The organism is Jatrophihabitans endophyticus, assembly GCF_900129455.1.
Lineage (GTDB): Bacteria > Actinomycetota > Actinomycetes > Mycobacteriales > Jatrophihabitantaceae > Jatrophihabitans > Jatrophihabitans endophyticus.
In genome coordinates, this window is record NZ_FQVU01000001.1 from 54311 (window position 1) to 69166 (window position 14856).

Here is a 14856-nt window from a genome sequence, read left to right on the forward strand (position 1 = left end):
GTAGTCAGTCCGCGTCCGGGCCGGCGACCTCGACGTCGTCGGTCTGCCGCACGACGTGGATGCAGTCGCCCGGGCACTCCTTGGCCGAGGAGATGACGTCGAGGCGCAGCGAGTCGGGCACGTCGGTGCGCGCCCCGGGCGCCGCCAGCAGCTCGCCCTGGTCGTCCTTGACGTACGCGAGCCCGTCGACGTCGAACTCGAACACCTCGGGCGCGTACTGGACGCACAGGCCGTCCCCGGTGCACAGGTCCTGGTCGATCCACACGCGTAGCGACTCACTCACGGGTCGGTAACCCCTCCGAAACGTAGCCAAGATTCGCTGTCTCACACCGAGGGTAGAGCGCCCTCGTGCGCGCGCGTACGTGTGTAGGGTGAGGTCTCGCGAACATTCCGCGCGCGGCACGAGTTCAGCCGGGAGGTTGGCCGACATGGTGCACGAGCACGACGACGCCACGGGTTCGAGCAACGATCCCGATCTGCGTCGGCGTACGGCGTTCCTGGAGCAGGAGCTCGAGCTGCTGCGGGCCAAGGTCTCCGAGTCGCCCCGCCACATGCGCCTGCTCGAGGACCGGCTCACCGAGTCGCAGGCGCGCGTCGCCGCGCTGGGCGACCGCAACGACCGCCTCGCCGACACGCTGCGCGAAGCGCGCGACCAGATGGTGCAGCTCAAGGAGGAGATCGACCGCCTCGCCCAGCCGCCGAGCGGGTACGGCGTGTTCCTCGAGCTGTTCGACGACCGCACCGTGGACATCTTCACCAGCGGTCGGAAGCTGCGCGTGGCCGTCTCGCCCGAGGTCGAGGTCGAGGACCTCAAGCACGGCCAGGAGGTCATGCTCAACGAGGCGATGAACGTCGTCGCCGCGCGAGGCTTCGAGCGCTCCGGCGAGGTCGTCATGCTCAAGGAGATCCTCGACGGCGGCGACCGCGCCCTCGTCGTCGGTCACACCGACGAGGAGCGCGTCGTCCACCTGGCCGAGATCCTGCGCGACAAGCCGTTGCGCGCGGGCGACTCGCTGCTGCTCGAGACCCGGTCGGCCTACGCCTACGAGCGGGTGCCCAAGAGCGAGGTCGAGGAGCTCATCCTCGAAGAGGTCCCCGACATCGACTACGAGGACATCGGCGGCCTCGGCTCGCAGATCGAGGCGATCCGCGACGCCGTCGAGCTCCCCTTCCTGCACGCCGACCTGTTCCGCGAGCACCAGCTCCGTCCGCCGAAGGGCATCCTGCTCTACGGCCCGCCCGGGTGCGGCAAGACGCTCATCGCGAAGGCCGTCGCGAACTCGCTGGCCCAGCAGGTGCAGAAGGTCCACGGCGGCGACGAGAAGGCCACCGCGTTCTTCCTCAACATCAAGGGCCCGGAGCTGCTCAACAAGTACGTCGGCGAGACCGAGCGGCACATCCGGCTTGTGTTCCAGCGCGCGCGGGAGAAGGCCTCCGACGGCACGCCGGTGATCGTCTTCTTCGACGAGATGGACTCGATCTTCCGCACCCGCGGCTCGGGAGTCTCCTCCGACGTCGAGAACACGATCGTGCCGCAGCTGCTCAGCGAGATCGACGGTGTCGAGGGACTCAAGAACGTCATCGTCATCGGCGCCTCCAACCGCGAGGACATGATCGACCCCGCGATCCTGCGTCCCGGCCGGCTCGACGTGAAGATCAAGATCGAACGTCCGGACGCCGAGGCGGCCAAGGACATCTTCTCCAAGTACCTCACCAACGGCCTCCCGGTGCACGCCGACGACCTCGCCGAGCACGCCGGCGACGAGACCGCGACCCTCGACGCGATGATCCAGCGCACCGTGGAGCGGATGTACACCGAGCGCGACGAGAACCGCTTCCTCGAGGTCACCTACGCCAACGGCGACAAGGAGACCTTGTACTTCAAGGACTTCAACTCGGGCGCGATGATCCAGAACATCGTCGACCGGGCCAAGAAGATGGCGATCAAGGACCTCATCACCACCGCCCAGCGCGGGCTGCGGGTCTCGCACCTGCTCGCCGCGTGCGTGGACGAGTTCAAGGAGAACGAGGACCTCCCCAACACCACCAACCCCGACGACTGGGCGCGGATCTCGGGCAAGAAGGGGGAGCGGATCGTCTACATCCGCACCCTCGTCTCCGGCGGCAAGGGCAGCGAGGCCGGCCGCTCCATCGACACCGTCGGCAACACGGGCCAGTACCTGTAGGTGAGCTTCTGGCAGGGCCTGCTCGTCCTCGTGGCGGGGGTGTGGGCCGGCACGATCAACACCGTGGTGGGGTCCGGGACGCTCGTCTCCTTCCCGGTGCTGGTGAGCATCGGCATCCCGCCGGTGACCGCGAACGTCTCGAACACGGTGGGGCTGTTCCCCGGCTCGTTCGTCGGCGCCTACGGCTACCGCCGCGAGCTCGCCGGCCAGCGGCAGCGCGCGACCTGGCTCGGCGCGGCGTCCCTGCTCGGTGCGGTCGGCGGCGCGATCCTGCTGCTCACGCTGCCGGCGGACGCGTTCGACGCGATCGTCCCGGTGCTCATCGTGCTGGCGCTGCTGCTGGTCGTGTTCGGCAAGCGCCTGACCGGCTGGCTCGCGAGTCGCGGTAGGGGGGCCACCGAGCGGGTCACCCCGACGCTCTGGCTCGTCACGCTGTTCACCGGCGTCTACGGCGGCTACTTCGGCGCGGCGCAGGGCATCCTGCTGATGGGCTTCCTCGGGCTGCTGCTGGCCGAGTCGCTGCAGCGGCAGAACGCCCTCAAGAACGTGCTCGCCGGCCTGGTCAACTTCGTCGCCGCCGTCGTCTTCACCCTCACGACGCACATCGACTGGGCCGCGGCCGGTCTCATCGCCCTCGGCTCGATCGTCGGCGGCCTGGTCGGCGCGACCATCGGCCGCCGGCTGCCCCCCACCGTCCTGCGCGCGACCATCGTGGTCATCGGCCTCGTCGCCGTGGTCAAGCTCATCGTCGACCCGTCCTGACCCGCTACCCTGCTCGCACCCGGCGCCGCGGCGCCGCGCTGGAGCACTCACAGGGCCGCGGGAGCGGCAGCGGAGAGGTCGACATGGGTCTCGTCATCGGCATCGTCGTCGTGGTCGTCGTGCTGCTGCTCGTCGGATGGGCGATCGTCGGCTACAACGGCCTCGTCCGAGCCCGCAACGCGTTCCAGAACGCGTTCGCGCAGATCGACGTCCAACTGCAGCGGCGCTTCGACCTCATCCCCAACCTGGTCGAGACGGCGAAGGGCTACCTGGCCCACGAACGCGGCACGCTCGAGGCCGTCACCCAGGCCCGGGCCGCGGCGATCACCGGCCTCGGCGCGGCGCAGGCCGCGCCCGGCGAGCCGCAGGCGATGCAGCAGCTGGCCGCGACCCAGGGGCAGCTCACCGGCGCGCTCGGCCGCTTCACCGCCACCGCCGAGCAGTACCCCGATCTCAAGGCCAACCAGAACATGATGCAGCTGTCCGAGGAGCTCGCCTCGACCGAGAACCGGGTCGCCTTCGCCCGACAGGCCTACAACGACTCGGTGCTCGCCTACGAGAACAGGCGCGAGTCGTTCCCGACGTCGGTGCTCGCGGGCATGTTCCACTTCGGCGAGGCGGCGCAGTGGCAGATCGCGCCGGACGCCCCGCAGACGCGCGACGCGCCGCACGTGCAGTTCTGACGACCGGCAGGCCGGCGGTGAACTTCTTCGAGCGGCAGCGCGCCGCCCGGGGCACGACCGTGCGACTCGTGGTGCTGTTCGCGCTCGCGGTGCTGTGCATCGTCGCCGTCGTGGCCGCGGTCGCGTGGTACCTCACCCGTAACGGTCCGGTCGGCACCACCGTCACCTGGGTCGCCGTCGCCGCGGCCTTCACGCTGGCCGTGATCGGCGGCGGCACGGCGTCCAAGCTCGTCGCGTTGCGCGGCGGCGGGGCGGTCGTCGCGCAGTCCGTCGGCGCGGTGGCCGTCGACCCCACGACGCACGATCCGCGGCTGCGCCGGCTCGTCAACGTCGTCGAGGAGATGGCGATCGCGTCCGGCGTCCCCGCGCCGCGGCTGTTCGTGCTCGAACGCGAGGACGGCATCAACGCCTTCGCCGCCGGTTACGGCACGGGGGACGCCGCGATCACGGTGACCTCGGGCGCGCTGGACCGCCTCGACCGCGACGAGCTGCAGGGGGTGATCGGTCACGAGTTCAGCCACATCCTCAACGGCGACATGCGCCTGAACGTGCGGCTGCTCGGGCTGCTCAACGGCATCCTGCTGCTGGGGCTCGTCGGCCTGCGCTTCCTGCAGTTCGGCGGCGGTCGCTCGCGCGACTCCAAGGGCGGCAACCCCATGCTCGTCGTCGCGCTCGTGCTGCTGGTCCTCGGCTTCGTCGGCCAGTTCTTCGCCGGCCTCATCAAGGCGGGGGTGAGCCGGCAGCGCGAATGGCTGGCCGACGCGTCCGCCGTGCAGTTCACGCGACAGACCAGCGGGCTCGCCGGCGCGCTCAAGAAGATCGGCGGGCTGCCGGTCGGCTCGGCGCTGCACGACAGCCACAGCGAGCGGCAGGTCGACCACATGCTGTTCGGCCCCGGCTCGCGCAGCACGCTCTACGCGACGCACCCGCCGCTGACCGAACGGATCGCCGCGCTCGACCCGAGCTTCCGTCCCGACGAGCTGCGCGAGCTGCAGGAGCGGTTCGCGCAGCGGCCGCCCGACGGGCTCGCCGAGGACGCGGCGGCGGGCCTGACCGAACGCGCCGGCCCCGCGCCCGTCGCCAACGCCGAGGTGCGCGCGAGCACGGTGCGCCTCGCTCCGGCCGACGTCACGGCACGGGTGGCCACCGTGACCCCGGACGACCTGGCCCGCGGGGCGCGTCTCGACGCCCGGCTGCCCGCCGAGCTGCGTGAGAGCGCCGGCCAACCGGCCACCGCCGTCGCGCTGGTGCTCGCGCTGCTGCTGGACGCGCGCGACGACGTGCGCGAGGTGCAGCTGCGCACGGTCGACGCGCGGCTCGGGCCGTCGGTCGCCGCCGCCACCGTCCGGCTGAGCGCGGCCACGACCCGGCTCGACCCGCTGCTCGCCCTGCCGTTGGTCGGGCTCGCGGCACCACAGCTGGCCGCCCGCCCCGCAGCCGAACGCGACGCGGTGCAGGCGGCCCTGCGCGAGCTCGCCCTCGTCGACGGCCGGGTCACCGTGTTCGAGTACGCGCTGATGCGCGTGGTCGGCGTCCGGCTCGCCGACGCGGCGTCACCCGCGGCACGGTCGCGGCCCGGCCGCACGACGCTGCGGTCCGGGACCGACGCCGCGCTGACCCTGCTGGCCGTGCTCGCCGCCGTCGGCCACACCGACCCCGCCGCGGCGCAGCACGCGTTCCACGCCGCGACGACCCTCCTGCTGCCCGCCGCGACGGGCATCGCGTTCGCACCACCGGCCGACCCGTGGCGCGCCCTCGACACCGGCTGGGACGTCCTCGACGCGCTCGACCCGCGCCACAAGCAGCTGCTCGTGGAGGCGATGGTCGCGGCGGTCGCCGACGACGGCGTGCTGCGCCCGGCCGAGGCCGAGCTGCTGCGCGCCGCCTGCGCGGTGCTGCACTGCCCGCTGCCGCCGCTCGTCGCCTAGCGACCGCCTCGCGGTCGCGACCGGGCCCGCGGCCGTCCGTCAGACCAGGCTCGGCTGCACCCACGGCTCGCCGAGCAGGTGGTGGGCGAGCCACGCCCACACCGTCTCGTACCAGACCCGCGCGTTCCCGGGCTTGAGGATCCAGTGACCCTCGTCGGGGAAGTACAGGTAGGCCGACTCGACGCCACGGCGCTGCAGGTCCCACCACAACCGCTGCGCCTCGCCGACGGGGACGCGGTAGTCCTTGTCGCCGTGGATGACGAGCATCGGCGTGTGGATCTCGTCGGCGTACGTGCTCGGCGAGTACTCGGTGTAGCGCTGCGGCTCGGTCTCGGGCAGGCCCCACTCCAGCGCCCAGTCACCCGGGACGTCGGTGGTGCCCTGGAACTGCGCCATGTTCCACAGGCTCGCGTGGGTGACGATGCACCGGAACCGGTCGGTGTGCCCGGCCACCCAGTTCGCCATGTAGCCGCCGTAGGACCCGCCGAGGGCCGCCGTACGGGTCCCGTCGACGTCCTCGCGGGCGACGACGTCGTCCACGACGCTCATCAGGTCGGTGTAGGGCGTGCCGCCCCACTGGCCCCAGCCACGGCGTTGCTGGTCCATGCCGTACCCGGTCGACAGCGCCGGGTCGGGCAGCACCACCGCGTACCCGCGCGCGGCCATCAACCACGGGTTCCAGCGCCACGTCCACCCGTTCCACGACGAGAACGGGCCGCCGTGGACGAACAGCAGCAGCGGGGCGGGGCGCTGCGCCGACGCACCCTCGGGCAGGACGAGCCACGACCCGATCTCGGCGCCGTCGGCGGCGGTCGTGCTCAGTCGGTGCAGCGTGCCGGGCACCGTGGCCGCACCGGGAGCGGGCAGGACGGCGGGCGCCGCGTCGGTGGCGGTCGCGTCGTAGCGCACCGGGCGGGGCGGGGTGTCCCACGCGTCGCGCAGCGCGAAGACGCTCGCGCCGTCCGGGGTCACCGACACCGCGGTGTGATGACCCGACGCCGTGACGCGCGTGATGGTGCCGCTGCGCACGTCGAGGCGGAACACCGGCGCGTGCCCCTGTTCGTCGGCGACGAAGAAGACGGTGTCGGCGTCGGCGCCGAAGCGCGGTGCCGAGGGCTGCACGTCGGGGTCGCCGATCAGCTCGCGGCCGTCGCCGGAGTCGAGGTCGACGAGCCACAGCGAGCGCGTCCACGGTTCGTCGGCGGTGCAGTCGCCGGCCCGCTCGCACACCACCCAGCGGCCGTCGCGCGAGACGTCCGGCGACTCGAAGCCGGCCGTCTCGTCCTCGGCCAGCACGCGGTGCTCGCCGGTCGTGGTGTCGATCGCGACGAGCGCGGCCTTCGGGAAGCCGGGTCGCGTCCGCCGGTACCAGCTCGTGACGACGGTGCGACCGTCGGGCGTGATCGCGAACGCCGCCTCGTCCAGCGCGCGCCCGGGCTCGGGCGTGAGGTCCAACGGCTCGGTGGCCTCGCCCGACGCCGTCGGACGCCACGCCAGCAACCGGACCTCCTCGGGACCGAGGTCGTGGTCCCAGTACCGCACCGGCGAGGACGTGTGCAGGATCGCCGAGGTCCCGGACTTGCGCCGCGCCGTGCGCCGCTCGCCGTCCTCGTCCGCCCCGCGGGTGCCGGGGAGGGCGGACGTCGCGAGCACCATGACGTCGGCGGCCGCCGCGGCGTGCGTCGACGTGACCCCGCCGGGCCGGGTGAGCACGCGCTCGGCCTCACCGGCGGCAGGCAGCCGCCACAGCGCGGGCGGGTCGTCGTCGGCGTCGTCGGCGGCGGCGGCGCGGCCGGAGACGAACAGGACGTCACCGGCGGCGGTGAACGCGGGCGCGCTCTCGCCCTTGGCCGAGCGGGTGAGGCGCACGGCGTCGCGCTCGCCCGCCGGGTCGACGTCCCACAGCGCCGTGACGAACGCGTCGCCGTCGTCGTTCAGCTCGGCGACGGTCGCGACCAACCGAGCACCGTCGGGGGAGAGCGCGAGGCCGGTCACGCGGGCGTGGGCGAGGTACTCGTCGAAGGTCGCGAATCCGCTCATACGACGACCGTATTCCCCCGGGGTGTCGGCGGCAGCCCGTAGCCTGGGGTCATGACGGTACGGCGCGTGATGGGCACCGAGGTCGAGTACGGCGTCAGCCTGCCGGGGCAGCCCGCCGCGAACGCGATGCTGCTGTCGGCGCAGGTCGTCAACGCCTACGCGAGCCTGCTGCCCGCCGGCCGCGCGCGCCGCGCGAGCTGGGACTTCGAGGAGGAGTCACCCCTGCGCGACGCCCGCGGGTTCGACCTCGGCGGCGGCAGCGGCACGGTGGCGCAGGAGTTCATCGAGGCCGAGGAGGACGCCGGCATGGCCAACGTCATCCTCCCCAACGGCGCCCGGCTCTACGTCGACCACGCCCATCCGGAGTACTCGAGCCCCGAGGTCACCAATCCGCTGGACGCGGTGCGGTGGGACAAGGCCGGCGAGCTCGTCATGCTCGAGGCGGTGCGGCGGCTGCCGACGCTGCCCGGCGTGAACCCCGTCATCAACCTGTACAAGAACAACACCGACAACAAGGGTGCGTCCTACGGCGCCCACGAGAACTACCTGTGCAGGCGCGAGACGCCGTTCGCCGCGCTCGTGCGGCACCTCGTCCCGTTCTTCGTGACCCGGCAGGTCATGTGCGGGGCGGGGCGCGTGGGGCGCGGGCAGGACGGCCGTACGTCCGGGTTCCAGATCGCGCAGCGCGCCGACTTCTTCGAGGTCGAGGTCGGTCTCGAGACCACGCTCAAGCGTCCGATCGTCAACACCCGCGACGAGCCGCACGCCGACGCCGACCGTTACCGCCGGCTGCACGTCATCATCGGCGACGCCAACATGTCCGAGATCTCGACACTGCTCAAGGTCGGCACCACCGCCCTGGTGCTCGACATGATCGAGGCCGGCTACCTGCCCGACGACCTCGCGATCTCGCAGCCGGTGCGCGAGCTGCACGCGGTGTCGCACGACCCGTCGCTGCGACACGCGATCACGCTGGCCGACGGCCGCACGATCACCGCGCTCGACCTGCAGGGCGAGTACCTCGACCGGGCCCGCAAGTTCGTCGACGACCGGCAGGGCGACGACGCCGACCCGCAGACCCGCGACGTCCTCGAACGCTGGGAGTCGGTGCTCGCCCGTCTCGCGACCGACGCGATGCAGCTGGCCCGCGAGCTCGACTGGGTGGCCAAGCTGCGGCTGCTCGAGGGCTACCGCGACCGCGACCACCTGGACTGGGACGCGCCGCAGCTGCAGCTCGTCGACCTGCAGTACTCCGACGTGCGTCCCGAGAAGGGGCTCTACCACCGGCTCGTCGGCCGCGGCGCGTTCGAGACGCTGCTGCCGGCCGGAGCCGCCGCCGCGGCCGTGACCGAGGCGCCCGAGGACACCCGCGCCTACTTCCGGGGCGAGTGCCTGCGCCGGTACGGACCGTCGGTCGCCGCGGCGTCCTGGGACTCGGTGATCTTCGACGTCGGGCGCGAGTCGCTGGTGCGCGTGCCCATGCTCGAGCCGCTGCGGGGCACGCGCGCGCACGTCGGCGAGCTGTTCGACCGCTGCGCGACGGCCGGCGACCTCGTCGAGGCGCTGAACGGCGCTCGCTGACGGGGCGCCGACCGGCGCCGGTCAGCCGATCCAGGAGGGGTCGATGTGGCCGCGCTTGCGGCCGACGAAGGCGATGTAGTCCAGCGGCTCGCCGGCGACCGACAGCCGGTGCCGGTAGCGCGTCTGCCGTGCCTCCTCGAGCACTCCCTCGGCCACCATGCGTTCGAGCAGCCGGGCGAAGTCGCTCGGCGAGTCCATGTAGCGGTCGCGCAGGTTGAACGCGACCCAGCCCTGCTCGCCGATCGCGTTGAACGCGGCCGCGAACGCCGCGGGCGGGATGTCGTCGAAGCCGAGCGCGGCCACGCACGTCATGCAGTTCAACCCCGCGTCACGCAGCATCGCGCGCTGGGTGTCGTCCAGCGCGGTGACGTCCTGCGCCAGGTAGTCGCGGTAGACCTCGGGCCGGTCGCGCAGCGCGGCCTCGCACGCCTCGGGCAGCAGGTCGCAGCCGATGACGACCGCGGCGCCGAGGGCGACGAGCTCCTCGCCCACCATGCCGTTGCCGGCGCCGAAGTCGAGCACGCGCAGATCCGCAGCACGCTCACCGGCCGCCTCGAGCGACTCGGCCAGCAGGCCGGTGATGACCTCGGGGGAGCGGCACTGGAGCAGGCCGGCGAACAGCTGCTCGTACATGCCGGGGATCCGGTAGATCTCGGCGTAGTCGTGGAAGCGGATACGGCGGGCCTCGCCGTCGACCACGACGTCGCAGTACTCCTCGTTCTGGTCGAGGTCGGCCGCGTCGGGCAGCGTGATGGACAGGGCGGATTCGCTGGGCTCGATGAGGGAGATGGTGGCGTCCTTTCGCGTCGGGCGGCGGGCCGGCGGCCGTGTCGGTTTCAGGAATACTATGGCTATTCTTCAGCCCTGCTTCATCCGCGAGCGGGCGCGGGGTGGCGCGCGTGGTCGGCCTCACCCCGACACGCCCGGGCGGCTGACCGGTTTGACAGGGTTCCGCCGGGCTCGGCACCGTGGGGTCACGGCCGGTATCACCTGCGACGAACGAGCGGGACTGCCGAATCAGCGACGAAAGGAATCCGACCGTGACCCTGACCCTCACCCAGACCGCCGCCAGCGAGATCCGCAACCTGGTGGCCCAGCCCGAGGTGCCCGACGACAGCGGCGTGCGCATCGCGAGCTCCGGCGACGGCGCGCTGACGCTCTCGCTCTCGACGGCGCCCGACGCCGGTGACGCCGTCATCGACGACCAGGGCGCCCGGGTCTTCCTCGAGCCCACCGCCGGGGAGCTGCTCGACGACAAGACGCTGGACGCCGCGGTGGATCCGCAGGGCCAGGTGCAGTTCAGCCTGGCCGAACAGGTCTGACGCACCGCAGCACGCCAACTACCGCCCGCACCGGCCCGTCCGGTGCGGGCGGTGGTGCGTCCGGGGGTTCTGCCGGTTCGGGACCGGGTGGCTCGCGGCGCTCAGGCGCGGGCGTACCGCTCGGCGGCGCGGGCGCGGGCCTTCGTCGCCTCGGTCTCACGGTCTTTCGGCGGCGCGGTCGTCACGAGCGCGTCGAGCAGGTGCCGCGTGACGTGCGCGATCTCGTGGACGGCGGCGTCGAACGCGGCCTGATTGGCCTGCGAGGGCTTGCTGGCACCGCTGACCTTGCGCACGTACTGCAGCGCGGCCGCGTGGACCTCGTCGGTCGTGGCCGGCGGCTCGAAGTTGTGCAGGACCCGGATGTTGCGGCACATGCCGCCACTGTGCCACGGGCGCCGGCGCCGCGGGAGGGCGTCGCCGAAGGACGTGCGTGATCGTCAGGAGGAGGTGTCGTACTGGTCGAAGTGGATCCGCTCGCTGCGCACGCCGCGCCCGACCAGGCTGAAGACCGTCGTCGAGATCATGGTGTCGGGACCGGCGACGAGGACGTCGACGTCGAGCTGCGCCCAGTCCTTCAACGTCGGCACGACGTCCTCCACCTTGCCCCGCAGCCCGGTGTAGCCGGGGTCCTGCGACACCACGCCGTAGACCTGGACCACGTCGGCGCGGCCGGCCCGCTCGACGGCGCGGGCGAGCAGCTCGGCCGGGTAGAGCTCGGCGGCCGAGCGCGCACCCACGAAGACCTGCGTCGCCGGGCACTGCGGGTGGCCGAGCAGTGACTCGACGACCGCGACCATCGGGGCCGCACCGGTGCCGGCGCAGACGCACAGCAAGCCGCCGGGCCCGAGCGTCCCCGGCTCGACGACCAGGCCGTTGCCCCGCGGCGGCCCCAGCCGCACCCGGTCGCCGACCGTCGTGTGCATGACGAGGGCCGCGGCCACCCCGGTCGCGTTCACCGCGCGCACGTGCAGGTCGACGGTGTTGTCCGGCCGGGGCGCGCTCGCCATCGACATCCGCCGCCACTCGCGCCGTCGCGTCGCGAGCTCGATCGTGAGGTACTGGCCCGGCCGGAAGGAGTACGGACCGTCGGGCTGCAGCCGCACGACGGCGAAGTCACGCACCGGGCGCTCGTGCGCGACCACGGTGGCGCCCCAGGCCGCGGGCTCGTCGCGCCGGGCCAGGGCGCCGTCGATCATCGTGCTGGCCAGCCGGGTGTAGCTGCCGGTGATCGCCCGGTCGATCTCATCGGTCCAGGCCTCGCCGAGCAGGGTGCGCCATGTGCTGCGCAGTGCTTGGGCGGCGAGGTCGTAGTGCCGCGGCTCGACGTCGAACTTGCGGTGGTCGGCACCGAGTTGGGCGAGGTGCGCCGACATCGACTCGGGATCGTCGGCGACCACCCACTGCACCAGTGCCCGGCCGAAGTCCTCGCGCTGCGCGCTCATGCTCACCGGGAACATCCGGAAGGCGTCCTCGCCGAGGAGCAGGAACAGCTCGGCGTAGAAGTTGCGGACGAGCGTGTCCGCGCGGTCGGCGACGAGCTCCCACGCATGGCGCACCAGCGCACGGTCGTAGGGGCGGGCGTCGGCGGCGTAGGAGCGGGGGAGCGCCGGGTCGACGCGCCGCAGCTCGGCGGGACCGACGACGAGGCCGGCGACCGGGCCGGCGACCGGGCCGGCGGCGGGATCGGGCGCCGGAGCAGCAGCGGGAGCCGCCGGAGCGGGATCCGCCGGAGCGGGGGTCGTCGAAGCCGGAGCAGCCGGCGCCGCGGCGGACCGGGGTCGGGAGTCGGCGGCGACGACGGGGGCGTCGGTGGGGATGAGCTCCCCGGTCGCCGGATCGGCCTGGTGCCGGTGCACCCGCGCCGGGGCACGGTCGGCACGGCCGCCGGCACGCTCCGCGCGTGGGTCCCCGTCCGAGCCGCGCCACCGGCCGAAGGCCTGACGGAGCCCCATGTCGTCGCCTCCAGGTCAACTGGAGCTTCACTGTAGCGGTCGGGGTAGCGTCCGCGGGAGACTCGAGTGGGCCGGATTCGGCGACGCCGCCGTCGCCGACCGGACGGCCGCTGGCAAGGCGTCGTCCCGGCCGAGGACGCCGACGCAGAGCACGCACACGATCGGGAGCGAACGATGGCCGACGACGTCGAGGCGCCGGCACCCGAGCGGCCCGGGTCGGTGGGGGAGCACCTGCTGCAGGACCGGTACGGCACCCGCGAGCGCGCCGACCGCTTCTACCGCGAGCAGATGCTCGACTCCCTCACCCCCCGGATGGCGGCGTTCATCGCGGTGCAGACGCAGCTGGTGGTGGCGACCGCCGACCCGGAGGGCCGCCCCGACGTGTCGGTGCGCTTCGGCGAACCGGGCTTCGTGCAGATGATCGACCGGCACACGCTGTGCTGGCCGGAGCTGCGCGGCAACGGGGTGATGACGACCCTCGGCAACCTGACCACCAACCCGTGGGCCCACCTGATGTTCCTCGACGGCGACGAGCGGATCGGCCTGCACGTGCGCGGCGAGACCCGCATCGTCGAGGCCGAGCAGATGGCCGTGGAGCATCCCGCCGTCGTCGCCGTGCCGATGAGCGGGCGGCCCCCCGACCGCTGGGTGGTGCTGCGGCTGGCGAGCAGCTACGTCCACTGCCGCAAGCACTTCCCCCGTTCCGACGCGCCGGTGGAATGGGGCACCGACGACGTCCGGGCCAAGGGGGGCGACTACTTCGGCGCGCGGGACACCCCGTCGGCGTGGGCGCCGCGGCCGCCGCGGAGCCGGCCGGCCGGCTGACGCCCGCGCGCCCCGCGGGGAGCCGGGCGGCGCCCCGCGTCGACGTGCGGCATGCTCTGGCGTGTGGACGCCGTCCTGCACCGGATCGAGGCCCTCCCCGGCGAGGGTCGCTACGCCGTCACCTTCCGCCGTCACGACGGGGTGGAGCAGACCGCGGTCGCCCAGGTCGGCGCGACCGACGTCGAGATCGCCGAGTCCGCCCTGCCCGTGGGGTGGACGCGCGACTCGACGGCCGCCCGCGCCACCGCCGAGGCGGTGACCGCCCTGGACGCCGCCCGGCGGCTCGCCGACCCGAGCGGCGCGACCCTGCGCGACGTCGACGGCGGCTGGGACGTCGGGCTCGGCAACATCGTGCTCGACACGGCCGGGACGCCCCGCTGCACCGCTCACGGCCCGCTCGCCGACGAGGGCGACGGCGCATGGGCGTGCCCGGAGTGCGGCGCCCGCGCGCTGTACGGGTGAGTCATCGGTGACGACGCCGCGGGGGTGGGTGGTGCCCACGCCGCGGCCGGCGGACGGGCCGACCACGGGCGAGGAGCGTCCCCTCCTGGTCGGCTACCTCGCCTGGCAGCGCGCCACGCTGGTGAACATCTGCGCCGGGCTGGGCCCCGGGCAGCTCGCGCTGCGCCCGGTGCCGTCGTCCGCGCTCTCCCTGCTCGGGCTGCTGCGGCATCTCGCGAAGGTGGAGCGGATCTGGCTGCGACAGCGGGTGGCGGGCGAGGACGTCCCGCCGCTGTTCCACGGCACCCGCGACGCGACGGACTTCGACGCCGGGACGGCCGCGGACGCGCCGTCGGCGGTCGAGCTGTTCGACGACGAGTGCCGGCGCGCCGACGCCGCCGTCGCGGCGGTCCCGTTCGAGCACGAGATCACGGTGCACGGGCAGGTCATGTCGCTGCGGATGGTGTACGTCCACCTGATCGGGGAGTACGCGCGGCACAACGGCCACGCCGACCTGCTGCGCGAGGCCATCGACGGCGTCAGGGGTCGCTGACCCCGGCTCACCGCGGGTCGACGCCGGCGGCGTACAGGTCGCGCAGCAGCCCGATCGCCGCCCCCTGCCCGACGAGCTCGTCGAGCACGTGCAGGGCGAAGGCCAGCCGGCTGCCGCCGGCGTACTCGCCGCCGGCCGGTCCTACTGGGACGCGGAGCGCCGCGTCGTCGAGGGCGACGAGGTGGCCGCGCCACTCGGCGTAGGCGGCCTCGAGCTGAGCCACCGCCTCGCCGGCGTCCGCGGCCGGCTTCGGTTCGACGGCCCCCGGCGCCCGGCCGAGCAGGGTCGCGTTGCGCGGGTCGCGCAGCATCGCGGCGAGGACGTCGAGTCGGCGCCGCAGGCCGAGGTCGGGGTCGTCGCCGGGCTGCCGGCGCCACTCGTCGTCGGTGAGCCCGAGCAGCCGATGACGCACCCGGGCCCACGCGTGGTCGCAGCGCGTCCGGACGTCCTCGCTCGTCGTCGGCATCGGGCCATCGTGCGCCCACGACGATGTGGCCGCGCTGCGCGGCCCTCCCCGGCGTGTCGTGGCGAGGCACGACCGGGTGCTCCGGTTGCCGAAGCAGTGAACCACTGGTTCACTGCT

At 73.3% G+C, this 14856-nt stretch carries 15 protein-coding genes; 9 read left to right on the plus strand and 6 right to left on the minus strand.

The annotated features are described in order from the left end of the window. Positions 1-4: 4 nt before the first annotated feature. Positions 5-283, minus strand: a complete 279-nt coding sequence (locus BUE29_RS00255) for a ferredoxin (protein WP_073384557.1) — start codon at positions 281-283, stop codon at positions 5-7. Between the two features lie 145 nt (positions 284-428). Here BUE29_RS00255 and arc point away from each other — a divergent pair, with 145 nt between their 5' ends. The 4 genes from arc (at position 429) to BUE29_RS00275 (ending at position 5559) form a co-directional block, all read left to right on the plus strand. Continuing rightward, positions 429-2186: a proteasome ATPase gene (gene arc / locus BUE29_RS00260; RefSeq protein ID WP_073384559.1), complete on the plus strand. Its 1758-nt coding sequence runs from the start codon at positions 429-431 to the stop codon at positions 2184-2186. Next, positions 2187-2948, plus strand: coding sequence for a sulfite exporter TauE/SafE family protein (locus BUE29_RS00265; RefSeq protein ID WP_073384561.1), 762 nt, complete (start codon positions 2187-2189; stop codon positions 2946-2948). A gap of 83 nt (positions 2949-3031) precedes the next feature. After that, complete coding sequence (locus tag BUE29_RS00270; protein ID WP_073384563.1) at positions 3032-3631, plus strand: LemA family protein; 600 nt, start codon at positions 3032-3034, stop codon at positions 3629-3631. A gap of 17 nt (positions 3632-3648) precedes the next feature. Next, complete coding sequence (locus tag BUE29_RS00275; protein WP_073384565.1) at positions 3649-5559, plus strand: M48 family metalloprotease; 1911 nt, start codon at positions 3649-3651, stop codon at positions 5557-5559. 39 nt (positions 5560-5598) lie between these two features. Here BUE29_RS00275 and BUE29_RS00280 read toward each other — a convergent pair whose 3' ends face one another. Further along, a complete protein-coding gene (locus BUE29_RS00280; RefSeq protein ID WP_073384567.1) occupies positions 5599-7599 on the minus strand; it encodes a S9 family peptidase in 2001 nt (666 codons plus the stop codon). 51 nt (positions 7600-7650) lie between these two features. Between BUE29_RS00280 and dop the strand changes: the two genes are divergently transcribed. Further along, positions 7651-9180, plus strand: coding sequence for a depupylase/deamidase Dop (dop, locus tag BUE29_RS00285; RefSeq protein WP_073384569.1), 1530 nt, complete (start codon positions 7651-7653; stop codon positions 9178-9180). A gap of 21 nt (positions 9181-9201) precedes the next feature. Here dop and BUE29_RS00290 read toward each other — a convergent pair whose 3' ends face one another. Further along, positions 9202-9879: a methyltransferase domain-containing protein gene (locus tag BUE29_RS00290; RefSeq protein ID WP_200799959.1), complete on the minus strand. Its 678-nt coding sequence runs from the start codon at positions 9877-9879 to the stop codon at positions 9202-9204. 341 nt (positions 9880-10220) lie between these two features. On the opposite strand from BUE29_RS00290, the gene BUE29_RS00295 reads away from it, so the two are divergent. Beyond that, positions 10221-10502 (plus strand): HesB/IscA family protein, encoded by a 282-nt coding sequence (locus BUE29_RS00295; RefSeq protein ID WP_200799960.1) that lies wholly within the window; start codon positions 10221-10223, stop codon positions 10500-10502. Between the two features lie 101 nt (positions 10503-10603). Here BUE29_RS00295 and BUE29_RS00300 read toward each other — a convergent pair whose 3' ends face one another. Beyond that, positions 10604-10876 (minus strand): DUF2277 domain-containing protein, encoded by a 273-nt coding sequence (locus tag BUE29_RS00300; protein ID WP_073384573.1) that lies wholly within the window; start codon positions 10874-10876, stop codon positions 10604-10606. A gap of 63 nt (positions 10877-10939) precedes the next feature. Next, the gene (locus tag BUE29_RS00305) at positions 10940-12454 is read right to left on the minus strand and encodes a globin domain-containing protein (protein ID WP_073384576.1); all 1515 of its coding nucleotides are present in this window, start codon (positions 12452-12454) and stop codon (positions 10940-10942) included. A gap of 174 nt (positions 12455-12628) precedes the next feature. Here BUE29_RS00305 and BUE29_RS00310 point away from each other — a divergent pair, with 174 nt between their 5' ends. Genes BUE29_RS00310 through BUE29_RS00320 form a run of 3 tightly spaced genes read left to right on the plus strand, consistent with a single transcriptional unit; the run spans position 12629 to position 14273 of the window. After that, positions 12629-13279, plus strand: coding sequence for a pyridoxamine 5'-phosphate oxidase family protein (locus BUE29_RS00310; RefSeq protein WP_073384579.1), 651 nt, complete (start codon positions 12629-12631; stop codon positions 13277-13279). Between the two features lie 51 nt (positions 13280-13330). After that, positions 13331-13741: a hypothetical protein gene (locus tag BUE29_RS00315; protein WP_143167899.1), complete on the plus strand. Its 411-nt coding sequence runs from the start codon at positions 13331-13333 to the stop codon at positions 13739-13741. Between the two features lie 7 nt (positions 13742-13748). Then, entirely contained in the window at positions 13749-14273 is a 525-nt protein-coding gene (locus BUE29_RS00320) for a mycothiol transferase (RefSeq protein WP_200799961.1), read from the plus strand. Positions 14274-14280: 7 nt separating this feature from the next. Here BUE29_RS00320 and BUE29_RS00325 read toward each other — a convergent pair whose 3' ends face one another. Then, on the minus strand, positions 14281-14739 hold the full coding sequence (locus BUE29_RS00325) for a DinB family protein (RefSeq protein ID WP_073384587.1): 459 nt from the start codon (positions 14737-14739) through the stop codon (positions 14281-14283). Between the last annotated feature and the right edge of the window lie 117 nt (positions 14740-14856).